The sequence below is a fragment of the Pyramidobacter sp. CG50-2 genome (assembly GCF_003612005.1).
Taxonomy (GTDB): domain Bacteria; phylum Synergistota; class Synergistia; order Synergistales; family Dethiosulfovibrionaceae; genus Pyramidobacter.
In genome coordinates, this window is record NZ_RAWT01000061.1 from 1 (window position 1) to 14,858 (window position 14,858).

At 61.6% G+C, this 14,858-nt stretch carries 15 protein-coding genes; 7 read left to right on the plus strand and 8 right to left on the minus strand.

Annotated features, from left to right (window positions below; all coding sequences use genetic code 11):
• Window positions 1–237: 237 nt before the first annotated feature.
• Window positions 238–1,281, plus strand: a complete 1,044-nt coding sequence (locus D7D26_RS10610; RefSeq protein WP_078015240.1) for an aldo/keto reductase — start codon at window positions 238–240, stop codon at window positions 1,279–1,281.
• Window positions 1,282–1,484: 203 nt separating this feature from the next.
• Window positions 1,485–2,864: an MATE family efflux transporter gene (locus tag D7D26_RS10615; RefSeq protein WP_120373014.1), complete on the plus strand. Its 1,380-nt coding sequence runs from the start codon at window positions 1,485–1,487 to the stop codon at window positions 2,862–2,864.
• A 78-nt stretch (window positions 2,865–2,942) separates the two neighbouring features.
• On the opposite strand, the gene D7D26_RS10620 is transcribed toward D7D26_RS10615, so the two are convergent.
• From D7D26_RS10620 to D7D26_RS10645, 6 genes are all read right to left on the minus strand, one after another.
• On the minus strand, window positions 2,943–3,272 hold the full coding sequence (locus D7D26_RS10620) for a type II toxin-antitoxin system RelE family toxin (RefSeq protein WP_120373015.1): 330 nt from the start codon (window positions 3,270–3,272) through the stop codon (window positions 2,943–2,945).
• Window positions 3,269–3,829: a type II toxin-antitoxin system Phd/YefM family antitoxin gene (locus tag D7D26_RS12505; protein WP_199674779.1), complete on the minus strand. Its 561-nt coding sequence runs from the start codon at window positions 3,827–3,829 to the stop codon at window positions 3,269–3,271. Before D7D26_RS12505 ends, D7D26_RS10620 begins: the two co-directional genes overlap by 4 nt.
• Window positions 3,826–4,245 carry a Fur family transcriptional regulator gene (locus D7D26_RS10630; RefSeq protein WP_120373016.1) on the minus strand — a complete coding sequence of 140 codons (420 nt, stop codon included), beginning with the start codon at window positions 4,243–4,245 and terminating at the stop codon, window positions 3,826–3,828. Before D7D26_RS10630 ends, D7D26_RS12505 begins: the two co-directional genes overlap by 4 nt.
• 19 nt (window positions 4,246–4,264) lie before the next feature.
• Window positions 4,265–4,705 (minus strand): Dps family protein, encoded by a 441-nt coding sequence (locus D7D26_RS10635; RefSeq protein ID WP_078015236.1) that lies wholly within the window; start codon window positions 4,703–4,705, stop codon window positions 4,265–4,267.
• A 309-nt stretch (window positions 4,706–5,014) separates the two neighbouring features.
• Window positions 5,015–5,689 carry an HAD family hydrolase gene (locus D7D26_RS10640; protein ID WP_120373017.1) on the minus strand — a complete coding sequence of 225 codons (675 nt, stop codon included), beginning with the start codon at window positions 5,687–5,689 and terminating at the stop codon, window positions 5,015–5,017.
• A complete protein-coding gene (locus D7D26_RS10645; protein ID WP_078015234.1) occupies window positions 5,682–6,167 on the minus strand; it encodes an NUDIX hydrolase in 486 nt (161 codons plus the stop codon). The genes D7D26_RS10640 and D7D26_RS10645 overlap by 8 nt, the downstream gene beginning before the upstream one ends.
• Window positions 6,168–6,263: 96 nt before the next feature.
• Here D7D26_RS10645 and D7D26_RS10650 point away from each other — a divergent pair, with 96 nt between their 5' ends.
• On the plus strand, window positions 6,264–6,641 hold the full coding sequence (locus D7D26_RS10650; protein ID WP_078015233.1) for a DUF488 domain-containing protein: 378 nt from the start codon (window positions 6,264–6,266) through the stop codon (window positions 6,639–6,641).
• A gap of 470 nt (window positions 6,642–7,111) precedes the next feature.
• Here the strand turns inward: D7D26_RS10650 and D7D26_RS10660 are convergent, their stop codons facing one another.
• Window positions 7,112–8,254 (minus strand): double-cubane-cluster-containing anaerobic reductase, encoded by a 1,143-nt coding sequence (locus D7D26_RS10660; RefSeq protein WP_120373019.1) that lies wholly within the window; start codon window positions 8,252–8,254, stop codon window positions 7,112–7,114.
• Window positions 8,251–9,021: an acyl-CoA dehydratase activase gene (locus tag D7D26_RS10665; protein ID WP_120373020.1), complete on the minus strand. Its 771-nt coding sequence runs from the start codon at window positions 9,019–9,021 to the stop codon at window positions 8,251–8,253. The genes D7D26_RS10660 and D7D26_RS10665 overlap by 4 nt, the downstream gene beginning before the upstream one ends.
• A gap of 386 nt (window positions 9,022–9,407) precedes the next feature.
• Between D7D26_RS10665 and D7D26_RS10670 the strand changes: the two genes are divergently transcribed.
• From D7D26_RS10670 to D7D26_RS10685, 4 genes are all read left to right on the plus strand, one after another.
• Window positions 9,408–10,385 (plus strand): ABC transporter substrate-binding protein, encoded by a 978-nt coding sequence (locus D7D26_RS10670; RefSeq protein ID WP_078015229.1) that lies wholly within the window; start codon window positions 9,408–9,410, stop codon window positions 10,383–10,385.
• Between the two features lie 90 nt (window positions 10,386–10,475).
• Window positions 10,476–11,564, plus strand: coding sequence for an ABC transporter ATP-binding protein (locus tag D7D26_RS10675; protein ID WP_120373021.1), 1,089 nt, complete (start codon window positions 10,476–10,478; stop codon window positions 11,562–11,564).
• Window positions 11,561–13,282 carry an ABC transporter permease gene (locus tag D7D26_RS10680; RefSeq protein ID WP_120373022.1) on the plus strand — a complete coding sequence of 574 codons (1,722 nt, stop codon included), beginning with the start codon at window positions 11,561–11,563 and terminating at the stop codon, window positions 13,280–13,282. The genes D7D26_RS10675 and D7D26_RS10680 overlap by 4 nt, the downstream gene beginning before the upstream one ends.
• Window positions 13,283–13,286: 4 nt before the next feature.
• On the plus strand, window positions 13,287–14,393 hold the full coding sequence (locus tag D7D26_RS10685; RefSeq protein ID WP_120373023.1) for an ABC transporter ATP-binding protein: 1,107 nt from the start codon (window positions 13,287–13,289) through the stop codon (window positions 14,391–14,393).
• The last annotated feature ends 465 nt before the right edge of the window (window positions 14,394–14,858 follow it).

Here is a 14,858-nt window from a genome sequence, read left to right on the forward strand (position 1 = left end):
GCTTGGCATCCCTACGGCTCTGCAGGTCCTGGGGCTCGTCCCTACGGGGGTTCTTATTCCGTAAGCGATTGCCCTGCACTTTTTGAGCAAACTTGGGAGGGGAAATGCCGGCGCCGGAGGCCGCTTTTTGGGATCTTCATTCCCTTGCGAAAACCAGGATACATGTTTTGATTTTGCAGCGCGGCGTGATATAGTAAGCTCACGGTCATCCGTTCAACATGAAGAGGGGGTCATGTCATGGATAAGATCAGACTGGGGAGAACAGGGCTGATGGTCAGCGCCTGCGGATTCGGCGCGCTGCCGATTCAGCGCATCCCGCTGAAGGACGCGGCCTATCTGCTGCGCAAGGCGTACGATCACGGCATCAATTATTTCGACACCGCCAACGCTTACAGCGACAGCGAGGAGAAGATCGGCGCCGCCCTGGCGGACGTGCGCGGTAAGATCGTCATCTCCACCAAGAGCGGCGGCAAAGATTACCAGACCGTGCTGGAGCATATCCAGCTCAGCCTGAAGCGCATGAAGACCGATTATATCGATCTCATTCAGCTGCACAATCCCTCGACGCTGCCCGATCCCGACGATCCGAACGGCGCCTACGCCGCCTGCGTGGAGGCGAAGAAACGCGGCTACGTGCGCTTTATCGGCATCACCAATCACGGCCGCGAGCGCGCCCGTGCCGCCGTGCTGTCGGGACGGTACGACACGCTCCAGTTCCCGCTCACCTGCATCGCGCCGCAGGAAGACATCGACCTGGCCTGCCTGGCGCACGAGCGCGACATGGGCTTCATCGCCATGAAGGGGATGGCCGGCGGCCTGATCGCGCACGCCGAGGCGGCTTTCGTGTTCATGAAGAAACATCCGTTCGTGGTGCCCATCTGGGGCGTACAGCGCGAGAGCGAGCTCGATCAATTTCTGGAGCTGGAGAAAAATCCGCCGCGCTTCGAGGACTGGGCGGACGAGATCGAAAAAGAGCGCCGCGAGCTGTCCGGCAATTTCTGCCACGGGTGCGGCTACTGTCAGCCCTGCGCCGCCGGCATCGAGATCCAGACTGCCGCGCGCATGAGCCTGCTCCTGCGCCGGTCGCCGGTGCCGCCGCTGATGTCCGAAAAGACCGACGCCATGATGATGCGCATCGAACAGTGCCTGCACTGCAACGCCTGCAAGAGCCGCTGCCCTTACGGCCTCGACACGCCCACGCTGCTGGCGGAAAACCTGGCCGACTACAAAAGCTTCCGCGCCGGCTGGCTGGCCGCCAAAGCGGAGGGGGCGAAAGCCTGAACTCCCGCGGCGCACGCCGAGGGGACGCGCTCCCTCGCTGCACGGCTGACGCTATTTCTTAATGAGCGAGGGAGATCCACGAAGCGAGCCGCGCTGTGCGCTGTGCGGATTTTCCTCGGGGGTTTGGAGAACGTTCGCCGCTCGAGTCAGGGACAAGTATTATCAATTCGGCGGCGCGGCTTTGAGCGGAGCGGTGAGACGAAATGGACGGGGAAAACAGACAAATCATCGAGGGCGTGATCTGGAAGCAGCTGCTGGTCTTTTTCTTCCCGATCCTGCTGGGGACGTTCTTTCAGCAGCTGTACAACACCGTCGACGCCATCATCGTCGGCCGCTTCCTGGGCAAGGAGGCGCTGGCCGCCGTGGGCGGCCCTTCGGGCTATCTGGTCAACCTGCTGCTGGGGTTCTTCATCGGCCTCTGTTCGGGGGGCACGGTGGTGATCGCACAGTTTTTCGGCGCCGGCGACGCCGAGCACGCCTCACGGGCCGTACACACGTCGATGGCGCTGTCGATCGCGGCGGGCGCGGCGATGTCGCTGGTCGGCGCCTTCCTGGCGGAGCCGGCGCTGACAGCGATGGACACGCCGCCGGAGGTGCTGCCTCATGCCGTGAGCTATCTGCGGATCTATTTCGGCGGGATCCTGTTCATGTTCGTCTACAACATGGGAGCCGCCGTGCTGCGCGCCAAAGGCGATTCCAAGCGTCCCTTTTACCTGCTCGTGCTGGCCACGATCGTCAACATCGCGGGCGATATCGTCTTCGTCGTTCATTGGGGCTGGGGCGTGGCGGGCGCGGCGTACGCCACGGTCCTGTCGCAGCTGGCCAGCGCCGCGGGCGTATGGATCTTTTTGGCGCGCGAAGCGGGGTCTTTCCGGCTTCGTTTGCGCGGACTCCTCCGTCCCGATCGGGTGATCCTCGGCAGCGTCGTCCGCATCGGGTTGCCTTCGGGGCTCCAGTCGACGATGTATTCGCTCTCCAATATCGTCATCCAGTCGACGGTCAACGGCTTCGGCGTCGACACCGTGGCGGCCTGGACGGTGTGCGGCAAGGTCGACCGGATGTACTGGCTGATCATCAACGCGCTCGGCGTGGCCGTGTCGACGTTTTCCGGACAGAATTTCGGCGCCCGCAAATATGACCGCGTCCTGCGCAGCATCGGCGTGAGCGCGGCACTGGGGACGGCGCTCTCGCTGTTTTTCGGCGCGGTTTTCGTGACCTGGGGCGCGCCGCTGTACGGGATCTTTACCGACGATCCCGCCGTGATCTCCATCGGCATGGAGATCATCTGGCTCATCGCGCCCTGGTACTTTGCCTACGTGCCCGTGGGCACGCTGGCGAGCGGCATGCGCGGTACCGGCGATGCCATCGTGCCCACGGCGATGACGGCGCTGGGCATCTGCGGCTTCCGCCTGCTCTGGATCTGGTTTGTGGTGCCGTTCAGCCACAGCGTCCGCACCGTTTTCATCGGCTATCCGGTCAGCTGGGCGCTGACGTCCGTCTTCTTCCTGCTCTACCACCGGAAAGGGAACTGGATGCAGCGCAGCATTCTCCGCGCTGGGCACAAGACGGTACGGCGAGGATGAAGATCCGCCTATGGCTCCTGAAAATCTGTAAGAGGCTTCGCCACATGACAAAGACCGGCGTTTTTTGCCGGTCTTTGCTCATAGATCATGTTTGTTTCTTCTGGCGGCTGCTTCCCGATAAGCCCGCCCGTCTGTGCGTGCGGAGATCACGATGATCTTCATCGTCGTTTCCGTATATTCCACCTTATAGACGACCCGGATACCGAGGTCGCGGAGTTTGATCTTCAGAAGATTGGTGAGATTGCTTCCGCCTTTGTGCCCTAAAGGCTTACCGTATCCGCCGTCCCGCATCGGGAGGGGATTTTGGGAGACTTTATCGATCCCTTTTAAAACCTGTATCTGCACGGTGTGATCCAGTTTCTTCAGATCTCTTTTCGCTTCTTCCAGAAATTCGATATGCCAGTTCATTCGATTGCAACGTCCCCCGCTTCCGCAAGGTCGGCATCGCTGATGCCAAGTTCGGACATGACTTCGCTCATGGAAGAAGTCGGAACGGAAGCGTTGCCCGCCAGGCGCTCGGCAGCTTCCATCAAAAGAGCGTAATCTTCCTCGATCTCGCTCAGGCGGCCGAACTCCGCCGGGGAGAGAATGACCGCGGCAGGCTGATTATTCTTCAAGACAATCAGCCGATTTTCGGTGTGAAGCCTGTCAAAGATGCGAGACGCTTGCCCCCTGTTGAACTGCGTGATCGGGACAAGGCTGTTCAGAACGTCGGCGGTATAAACCATAATATCATCTCCTTGAGTGTTCTTTACCTGCAGTATATGCGGTAGCAGGAGAAAAGTCAATAAAAAGGAATGAATAAATAACGATAAATAGTAATGCAATAGTGAAAGATACGTGAGAATCGAATCTTCAGCTGGATATAAAACGTCGCAGCGCGGAAAAAAAATCAGCCCGCAGGTCCTCTTCAGGAGCTGCGGGCTGATTGTTTTCCCGTGCGTTTTAGGGCCGAGGCGTTTCATCCTTTGCCTTTTTGATCCAAAGCGTTTTTTCGGCATTCGGCGCAGACGCCGCTGATCGTCAGCGACACGCCCAGGGGCACGTCGCCGTCTTCCAGCGTGAACGCGCCGGCGGCCTCGCGGGCGTCGATCGGCTCGAGATCCCTGACTTTGCCGCATTTGGTGCAGACGAAATGGGCGTGATCGCAGCAGATGCAGTCGTAGCGTTCGGCGTTCTGCAGCGCGGAGATCCGGCGGATCTTGCCGCTTTCCTCGAGCAGCTTGAGATTGCGGTAGACGGTGCCAAGGCTGAGATTGGGCATCTTCGCCTTGAGCTCCGTGTAGATGGTCTCCGCCGAAGGATGCTCGTGAGTGGAGCGCAGATAGTCGTAGATCATGTCCCGCTGCTGCGAATGGCGCGTTTTTTTCTCCTCGGGCATCCGGCCGCTCCCTTTCCCGCTACTTCGTCATCGACTCGACGAACCAGATCTTTTTGCTGAACTCTTTGATGTGGTCTTCCATCATATTCGCGGCGTCAAAAGCGTCTTCCGCGTCGGCTGCCTTGCGGATGTCCGCGGCCTGGTCCCTGAGGAGCTTCATGTCGGCGAGGAGAACGCCGAGCGCGTCGCCGATCGAGACCTCCTTGGACTCGAGCTCCTTGACGCTGGCCAGTTCGAGATACTGCTTCAGGCTCGCCGCGGGGAGTTCGCCGTTCATGCGCAACAGTTCCGCCGCTTCGTCGAGAATGTCCGCGTAGTCGTCGTAGACGGACTCGAGATACTCGTGGACGGCCTTGAACTGAGAACCGACGACGTTCCAATGCAGATTGTGCATCTTGACGAACGACACGCCGATGTTCGCGATATAGCCGTTGACCTTGTTGACGAGATTCTTGTTCATGAAAAATTCCTCCGTTTGACTTTTGAGTTGGAGACGAAAGCGTCTCTTTTTTGAATCTGACCGTATTATAGCGGCGGATTTTTCATTTGTCAATAACAGGAATCATTATCTTTTACGTTTTTTATTCCGCTCAGCGACAGAAAAGCGCAGGGAAGGAGAATCATGATGAAGAACGCTGCGTCTTCAATATTACAGGATAAACCGGCCCGGCGGGGAAAGCGCTGCGGAGGCGGTTTTACGCCCTGTGGAAACAAGGCCGATAAATGTTGAGGCGAGGTGAGCCGCCAAGGTTCGCCTCGCCTCAACATTTCATATGGGATCGGAGCCGCGCTGTTCAGCGGCCGCTTTGCTCCAGTCGACGACGCACTCGTCGGCCAAAGCCCGCAGCGCCGGCCAGTCGGCCGCGCTGGCGGCGTCGTAGACGGCGACGGCGTAAAAGCCGGCGTTCTTCGCCGTCGTCAGCGCGGAAAGCGAATCCTCGAACACGGCCGTTTCCGCCGGGGCGGAACCGAGACGGCGGGCGGCTTCGAGGTACACGTCGGGACGGTTCTTGCTGGCGCCGACTTCTTCGCAGCTGAGCAGAAAGCGGAATTCGCAGTCGACGCCAAGGCGGCGCAGGCATAATTTCACGAGCGGCACGCTGGTGGCCGAAGCGGTGCAAAGCGCTGCGCCGCGGCGGTTGAGCCGCCGCAGGTACTCCGCCGCGCCGGGCTTGAGCGAAACGTCGCGCTCGTAATGCCGGCGCATGACGCCGTTCATCCCAGCGACGACGCTCTCGGGCGTGTCCGAAAATCCCAGCTCGGCGACGACGGTCCGCGCCGCGTCATACAGCGTCATCGGCTTGAGGCGGGCGATCAGCGCCTCGAGCGCCGGCCCGGAGGGAGCGCCGCGCCCGGCCAGATACTCGCGCTCCATGCGCTGCCAATAGCTCATGGAGTCGACGAGCGTGCCGTCCATGTCGAAGATGGCGAATCTTTTATTCATCGCGTTTCTCCTTCGCAGCGCCGCGGCCGTTCAAAACCCACTCGGCCAGACGCTCGCCTTCGTAGCGCAGCTTGAGCGAAAAAAACGGCGCGTCCTCGGCGAGCAAGCGCAAAAATATTTTGTCGCCTTCCCAGAGGTTGAGCGACTCGACCTCGTCCTTCGGCACCCATTCGAGCGCGCCTTCGTCGCAGCCGTGCGGGCGCCCCGTAAAGCCGGAGGCGGTGTAAAGGCACATGTACTCCGTGCCCCAGCGGTCGGACACGAACGTGACCAGACCGCGGAAGCGAAATTCCGTCAGCTCGCAGCCCGTTTCTTCGCGCACCTCGCGGCGCAGGCAGTCTTCCGGGCTCTCCCCTTCTTCCAGCTTGCCGCCGACGCCGATCCACTTGTCGCGGTTCTCGTCGTTTTCCTTGACGGTGCGGTGCAGCATCAGCCAGCGGCCGCCGCGTTCCATGTAACAGAGCGTGGTGATCTTCATGAGCCCAACTCCTTGTGCGTGACGGAATGATCTCTTGAATAAAAACCTCAAGAGATTCATAATGGAGCATCGGCGTTCGATGAGGAGGGATGTGCGATGCTTCACGTGGTGAAAACAAAGCGGGTGTACCTTCCGGCGGAGGCGGACGACGGCTTCCGCGCGCTCGTGGACCGGCTGTGGCCGCGCGGTCTTTCCAAAGAAAAGGCCGCCCTCGATCTGTGGAACAAGGAGGTCGCCCCCAGCGCGGCGCTGCGGACGTGGTTCGCCCACGATCCGGCGCGCTTCGCCAAGTTCCGCGCCGACTATCTGGCCGAACTGGCGGGCAGCCCCGCCGCAGCGGCATTCGCGGAACTTTGCCGCGAGCGCCTGAAGGAAGGGGACGTGACGCTGCTGTTCGGCGCCAAAGACGCTGACCGCAACCAGGCGGTCGTGCTCAAAGAATGGCTGCTGTCGGAGCTCGGCGCACGCCGCTGAGCCCCGCCTCGACAGGCCGGGGCGACACACGGGGCGGAGGCTTCGGCACGGCCCTGTTTTTGAAAAAACGATGTTCCACGAGGAACATTTCCATCTCGATACAGTTGCCAGGCTGGTTCAATACGCTGAGTCGAAATCACATATCCCAGCGCAGGAGAAACGAGCCGTTCAAACTGCGCTGATGCCGCCCGAGGCGCCGGTCGGAACCGGCCACACGACCGGAACCGTGCAGCGTGATGTCCGGCATTCCCGGACGGCTGTCGAGACCGCCGGCGCCAAAAGCAGCGGCGCGAGAACAGGCGCCAGCAGAAAGCGCGCCCCCGGCGAAGAACTTTTTCCATGGGAAAAGCCCTCCTGTCGGGGCTGATTATAATACGGAAAGCGCGAAAACCACAACGCCGCGCAAAAAAACGGAGCGGAGGACCGCAAAAAAAACGGTTCTCCGCTCCGCCACATTTCCAGCGTCGGTATCAGAGCATCTCGATGAACGCGCCGATGCGCGTGGCCAGCTGTTCCTTGTCGTTTTCGGAGAAGTCGGTCTCCACGGCCAGATAGCTTTTGCCGAGGCCGTGCACGAACTCGCGCACGCGGTACGTTTCGACGGCGTACGTGTGGCACGACGTCAGCGTCATGTCGAGCACGCCGTCGACGCGGTAGAGGCCGGCCAGATAGCGGATCGCGTTCAGACGCGCCTCGTTGGGGCTCATGATCGAACAGCCGATGCCGAGGTACTTTTCGGCCAGCGCCTCGAGCGGATCCTTGTCTTCGTCGACGAGGTAGCGAAGTTCTTTCTCGCCGCCGCAGTTCTCGTAGCAGGCCACCAGTCCGCCGGCCGCCTCGACGGCGTCGATCACCTTGGTGGCGCCGCTGATCGGGCAGCCGGTGACCATCACTCGCGGCTTTTTGCCGAGGCCGCGGTCTTCGCCCGCGGCGACGGCGGCGCGCAGGTCGGCGACCTGCCGTTCGAGCCAGGCGACGGCGGCTTCCTTGTCGAAATGGAAGCTCATGTACTCGCCGAATTCCCACATTTCGTGTCCGGTCAGCGGCGGATTCTCCAGCTCGGCCAGCGACCACAGCCCGCGCAGGGCCGTGCGCTCGCGGTTGCGCAGGCGGATGGCGGCGCGCAAATCGTCGTCGGCGATCTTGTGGCCGGTGAAACGCTCCATCTCTTCCACGAAGAGCCGGAACTCCTTCTTCATGATCTCCAGGTCTTCGGGACGGTCGCCGCGTTGCGGCAGCTGGATCGTGTAGACCGGCCTGATGTCGTTGAGCAGTTCGAACATCTTCTTCTTGCCGTCGCAGGTCGTCTCGGCGACGACCAGGCCGCAGAAGTGGAAGTACGGGCAGGTGTCGGTCATGGCGTGGCCGTAACTGGCCTTGATCAGCGGGCAGAGGTTGCGCGGCAGGCGCTCCTCGGCGGCGGCGATGGGCTTCTGGCTGCGCGAACACAGCGTCGCCGACACGGCGCCGGCAGCGTGGATGATCTCCCACGGCACGAACGTGCAGTAGGTGCCGACGATGGGCACGCCCTTTTCGCTCAGTTCCTTTATGAGCACCGGACCGTCCTTGGCGTGCTCCCTCATCCCCTCGACAATCTCTTCGATCGTTCTCATTCGATGGCCCCCCAGCCAATCAGCGCGGCGCCGAGCGCGCCGGCGAATTGCGATTTTTCGTGGACCTGCACGGGGCAGTCCAGCTCCTTTTCCAAAAACGTCCGCAGCGACGGGCTGCGCGACAGGCCGCCGGAGAAAAACAGCGGCGGCTTCATCCCCACTTTGGCGAGCATCCCCGCCGACCGCGAGGCGATGCTCTTCAGCAGACCGCGCACGATGTTTTCGCGCGGCACGCCGCGGGCCAGGTTGCCGATCACTTCGCTCTCGGCGAAGACGGTGCACATGCTCGACAGCGGCTCCACCGGCCCGTCGACCGGAACGGCGCCGAAACTCTCGACGTCGTAGTCCAGCGCGTGGCTGAGCACCTGAAAAAAGCGCCCCGTTCCCGCGGCGCACTTGTCGTTCATCGCGAAATCCACCACGCCGCCCCGCTCGTCGAGCAGGATCACCTTGCTGTCCTGCCCGCCGATGTCGAGCACCGTGCGCGCCTGCGGGCACAGCTCGTGCGCGCCGCGGGCGTGGCAGGTGATCTCCGTGACCTGCTTCGTGGCGGCCGTCAGCGCGCGGCGGCCGTACCCCGTCGAGATCAGCGCGGCCAGATCCCCTTCGCTCAGTTCGCGCCGCCGCAGCAGTTCCGCGATCATGGCCTCGCCCGCGTCGCGCGGGCTCCAGCCCGTCGGCGCGAGCCCCCACTGCAGCGCCTCGCCGGCGTACAGGACCCCCTTGACGGCGGTGGAGCCGATGTCGATTCCCAGCACGAACTTCATGGTGGCCTCCTGAAATTTACAGTCTGCATAATAATTATAACTGAACAACGATATTTTTCAACGTCACCCATGGACGGAAATCAATTGATACTCTTTCTCAATCAAAAATCCGCACACGAGGGACTGCGAGCGACTGAACTTCCTCGCAACGCCCGGCAAACATCAAGGATCAGCATGATTTTTCCCGTCTGACGGGGCCGTTTCGGACAAAAAGTTTTTCCGAAACGGGATGACCGACGAAATTTCGACGCTTTACGCGAACGAACGGAGCCGCAATTTTTTGTTTTAAAATCGCTCCGATATGCTATAATCGAGCCATTCGCCGGAGCCCGCCCGCCGCGTTCCGGCAATTCGCCAAAAACGATCCCAAGGAGGAAAACGTCATCATGAAAAAGTACATCGCTGCGTTCGCGTTCAGCCTGGCCTTCGCGGCCTGCGCCGCCGCCGAGCCTTCCGGAACGGTCATGCTCTACTCCTCGATGCAGGAAGACCAGCTGATCGCCATCAAACAGGGCTTCGAAAAGAAGTATCCCGGCGTCACCATGGAATATTACTTCGCCGGCACCGGCAAGGTCATGACCAAGATCGCCACCGAAGCTCAGGCCGGCCGCGTCGACGCCGACATCATCTGGGTCGGCGACCCGACCAACTACGTGTCGTTCAAGGCGCAGGGCATCCTGCAGAAGTACAGTTCGCCCGAAGCGGAAAAGATCGACAAGGCGTTCATCGACGCCGAGGGCTATTACACCGGCGCGCGCATGATGAACATGGGCATCGCCTACAACACGCTCAACGTCGAAGCCGCCGACGCGCCCAAGACGTGGAACGACCTCTGCGACCCCAAGTGGAACGACCAGGTCGTGATGACCGACCCCAACACCGCCGGCACCACCAAGTACTGGCGCAACGCGATCATGGCCAACGCCAAGTACGGCGCGCCGTTCATGGAAAAGCTCAAGGCCAACAAGTGCTACTTCGAAAGCGGCACCACCGCCACGCACAATCAGGTCGCGGCCGGCGCCTACAAGCTGGGCGTGTGCCTCGACTACGTCACCGCCAACCTGATCAAGGAAGGCTCGCCGATCGCCTTCGTCTATCCCGAGGACACGGTTTCCATCTTCAGCCCCATCGGACTGGTCAAGGACTGCAAGAACGAGGCCAACGGCAAGCTGCTCTACGATTTCATCCTTTCCAAGGAAGGGCAGGAGATCCTCGTCGCCAACAATCTGCTCTCCGTGCGCAGCGACGTGGAGCAGAGCGCCGACGTGGCCGCCATCGCCGCCAAGGCCATGGACAGCGACATGGCCGAAGTGGTCGCCAAGCAGAAGGAGAACGCCGCGGCGTTCGACAAGATCTTCCGCTAAACGCCGCTCCGTTCCAAACGAAAAAACGATCCATGGGGGCAGCGTCAGTTGCCCCCATTTTTGTACAATCTTTCAACCAGGAGGAGTTTTATGGGCAAAGTCATCTTCAAAAACGTCTCCTTCCGTTACGGCGAGCGCAACATCTTCAAAAATTTCAGCCTCGAAGTGGAAGACGGACAGATCCTCTGCCTCGTCGGCCCCTCGGGCTGCGGCAAGACCACGCTGGCCCGCTGCCTTCTGGGGCTGAACAAGCCGCGGACGGGAGAGATCTACGTGGGGGACGAGTGCCTCTTCAGCGCCGAAAAGCGGATCAACGTTCCCGTGGAACGGCGCAACATCGGCATCGTCTTTCAGGATTACGCCGTGTGGCCGCACATGACCGTGAAGGAAAACGTGCTTTATCCGCTCAGGAAACGCCGCGTCCCCAGAGACGAGGCGGAAAAACGGGCCATGCACGCCCTCTCGCAGGTCAACATGACGGAATACGCCGCCCACCTGCCCAGCCAGCTTTCGGGCGGCCAGCAGCAGCGCGTCGCCATCGCCCGCGCGCTGGTGTGCGACGGCGGCCTGATCGTCATGGACGAGCCGATCACCAACCTCGACGCCAAGCTGCGCGAGCAGATGCTGCTCGAGATCCGCGAGATCCAGCGCAATCTGGGCACGACGATCCTTTACATCACCCACGATCAGCAGTCGGCGCTGCAGCTCTGCGACAGGATGGCCGTCATGCAGCAGGACGGCTCGCTGTGCCAGGTCGGCACGGACGAGGACATCATCCTGCGCCCGGCCAACCGTTTCGCGTTCGAGTTCATCGGCGTGTCGAACTTCATTCCCGTCGTCGCGCTGGGCGGCGGCCTGGGACTGGACACCGGCGCGGGCGTCGCGCCGTGGGAAGGGGAGCTTCCCGCGGGGCTCGATCCAAGCCGCGGCGTCGATCTGGGGGTGCGTCCCAACGACGTCGTTTTCGACGCCGCCTCGCCGCTGCGCGCCCGCGTGGAGCGGCGCACGTTCCTCGGCAGCGAGTACGATTACCGCGTCGCGCTGGGGGCGCGCGAACTGCGCGTGCAGCAGAGCACGCTCGACGCGGTTCGGCACGGCGTCGCAAAGGCGGGGGACGAAGTGGGGCTGCGTCTGCTCAATCCCCGTTACTACGAAGCGAAAAAGGAGGCGTCGGCATGAGACTCGGCCTGCGCAGAAACAGAGATCTGGCGGCGCTCGACGGCCGCCGCTTCAGCCTCGACGGGGCGATGACGCTGCTCAGCTTCGCGCTGCTGCTGGTGATCGTCGTCATCCCCATCTTCATGATCGTGTACCACGCCTTTTTCTATCAGGGGCGCTTCGACCCTTCGCTGTTCGCAAGCCAGCTGCTCGACCCGAAGACGCTCGGTTCGATGTGGAATACGGTCAAGATCGCCTTCTGGGTGACGCTGTTCGGCACGGTCATGGGCGTGTTCTACGCCTGGCTGCTGGGGCGCAGCGACATTCCCGCCAAGGGGCTGATGCGCGCGCTGTTCAGCATCCCCTACATGTTCCCGCCGTTTTTGGGGGCCATGGCCTGGGACTTGCTGCTCAACGGCCGTTCGGGCTACCTGAACCGCTGGCTGGTGCGCGCGTTCGGCCTCGCCGGCGCGCCGTTCAACATCAACTCGGTGTGGGGCATCGTCTTCGTGGAAATTTCCTATTATTTCCCGTTCGTCTTCATGCAGGTGGTCAGCGCGCTCGAGCGCATGGATCCGACGCTGGAGGAATGCGCCCGCATCGCCGGCGCGCGGCAGATGACCGTGATCCGCAAGATCACGCTGCCGCTGGTGCTGCCGGCCATCTCCGCCGGAGCGCTGCTGATCCTGATCTCGTCGCTGGCGCATTTCGGCGTGCCGTCGATCCTCGGCTTCTCGCAGGGGATATTCACGCTGCCGACGCAGATCTTCGACACGATCCAGCGCGCCGAGGGCAGTTTCGAAGGCATCCGCCAGGGCGCGGCGCTGTCGATCCTGCTGGTGGTCGTCGTGTCCGTCGCCCTGATCGTGCAGAAAAAGGTGCTCAGCGCCGGCAGTTACGACATCATCAAGGGCAAGTCGATGCGCCCGACGCTGATCAAGCTGCGCGGCTCCAGGATCCCGCTGCTGATCCTCGCCGTCGCGACGCTGGTCATGATCGTCGTCGTGCCGCTGGTGATGATCTTCCTGGTCGGCCTGGTCAAGGCCTACGGCCTGCCGCTAATTCCCAAGAACTTCACGCTCAACAACTACGTTAAAGTTTTTTCGGCCTCGGGAACCTTCGCCTCGATCAAGAACTCGCTGTTCGCCTCGTCCACGGCCGGCGTCGTCTGCATGTTCCTGGGCACGCTGATCGCCTACGTGGTGCAGAAGATCCGCCCGCGCGGGCGCGGCGTCCTCGAGGTGCTTTCGGTGCTGCCGTATTCGATCCCCGGCACGGTGCTGGCCGTCGGCGTCATCCTCGCCTGGTCGGGCAGCCTCGGCGGCATCAGCTTGTACAACACGATCTGGATCATCCTCGTCGCCTATCTGGCGCGCTATCTGTCCTTCTCGATGAAGAGCTCGTCGGCGGCGCTGCTGCAGGTCCATCCCTCGCTCGAGGAAGCGGCGCGCGCGTGCGGCGCCTCGCACACCGAGAGCCTCAAGGACGTGACGCTGCCGCTGATCCGCCCCGCCATGGTGGCCGGGTTCTTCCTGATCTTTTTGCCCGCCATGCGCGAAGTCACCACCTCGGTGCTGCTCTACGGCCCTTACACGCGCACGCTGGGCGTGCAGATCTATTCGCTGCGCGACGCCGGCATGATGCCGCAGGCGGCCGCGCTCGGCTCGGTGGCGATCCTGCTGATCATCGTCTGCAACGCCGTCGTCACCTATCTTACCCGCGACCGGAAGGGGGTCTAGGCCTATGGATCAGGTCGTACTGCGCGGCGTCACCAAACGCTTCGCCACCAAAACGCTCGGCGACATCGTCGCCGTGGACGATTTCACCTTCAGCGTCCACGAGGGCGAGTGCTTCTCGTTCCTCGGGCCGTCCGGCTGCGGCAAATCGACGACGCTGCGCATGATCGCCGGTTTCGAAGACCTCAGCGAGGGCGAGATCGAACTCTGCGGCCGCCCCGTCTCGGTGAAGAGCAAGAACCTCTACGTGCCGCCCGAAGAGCGCGGCCTCGGCATGGTCTTCCAGGCCTTCGCCGTCTGGCCGCACATGAACGTTTTCGAAAACGTTGCCTTCCCGCTGCGCATCCAGAAGATGAACCGGACGGACGTCGACCGCAAAGTCGCCGACGCCTTGGCGCACACCAGCCTGACCGGTCTGGAGAACTCCTATCCGTCCGACCTCTCCGGCGGCCAGCAGCAGCGCATCGCCCTGGCCCGCGCCATCGTCACCCGCCCCAAAGTGATGCTGCTCGACGAGCCGCTGTCGAACCTCGACCCCAAACTGCGTGAGTCCATGCGTTTCGAGATCAAGGAGCTGCAGCGCAAGTTCAACTTCACGATCATCTTCGTCACCCACGACCAGTCGGAAGCCATGGCCATCTCCGACCGCATGATGGTCTGCGACATGGGCAGGATCATGCAGATCGACACGCCCGAAAACCTCTACACCAATCCCGTCAACCGCTTCGTGCACAGCTTCCTCGGCGAGAGCACCTTCCTCAACGTCGTCGTCAAAGACGGCCAGGCTTACGCCGAAGGCGACCTCGACCATCCGCTCGGCCTCCCCGTCCCCGCGGACGCCGCCGGACGCATGGTCGTTGCCACGCGCCCCAACGCCATCGAGCTGAGCGGCGGCAACGACGGCTATCAGACCCACGTGGAAAAGCGCATCTTCCTCACCGACCGCACCGAGTACCTGATCCCCGTCGGCAATCAAACGCTGAAAGTGCAGACGCCGCACCGCGTCTCCTTCAGCCAGGGCGAAAAGTGCGCCGTCCGCCTCGCCGCCCCCGTCTGGTACCCCGCCGACGACGAAGCGGCCGAAAAGGAACGTTTGAGACGGCAGCTGGTATAGCATCAAAAGCTGCATGAAATCGCGTGCCGCATGTTTTTTGCGGCACGACTGGCGCGACTGCGCGAGGTACGATACCTTCAATGATGTTCCAAATTGAAAACCAGTGTCAATATTTTGGTCAAGAGACAGTATCTCAACAGTATGAGACTGATTCTTGACAGAAAGTATCACCAGAGTTTGCTGGGCGCTGCGAAGGAGTTCAGTTGCTCAGAACTCTCTCGACCGTTGCTCTGAAGTGCTTTCAAAAAGAGTCCGTCTCGATTGTGAACCTGAACTGCCCCCTTAAAGTTAGATCCCTGGTCTAATACTACTTCTTTATAGTATAGCCAAACTTCCCGTACCTCAGTTATAATGCACCCGAGGTGATGGAGAATGCCCGTAAAATACGAGATCACATCGGAACAGCAGGCGGAAATCGAAGCAGCGCGGAAAAAGAATCACAACAAGAAGATCGAAGCCAAACTG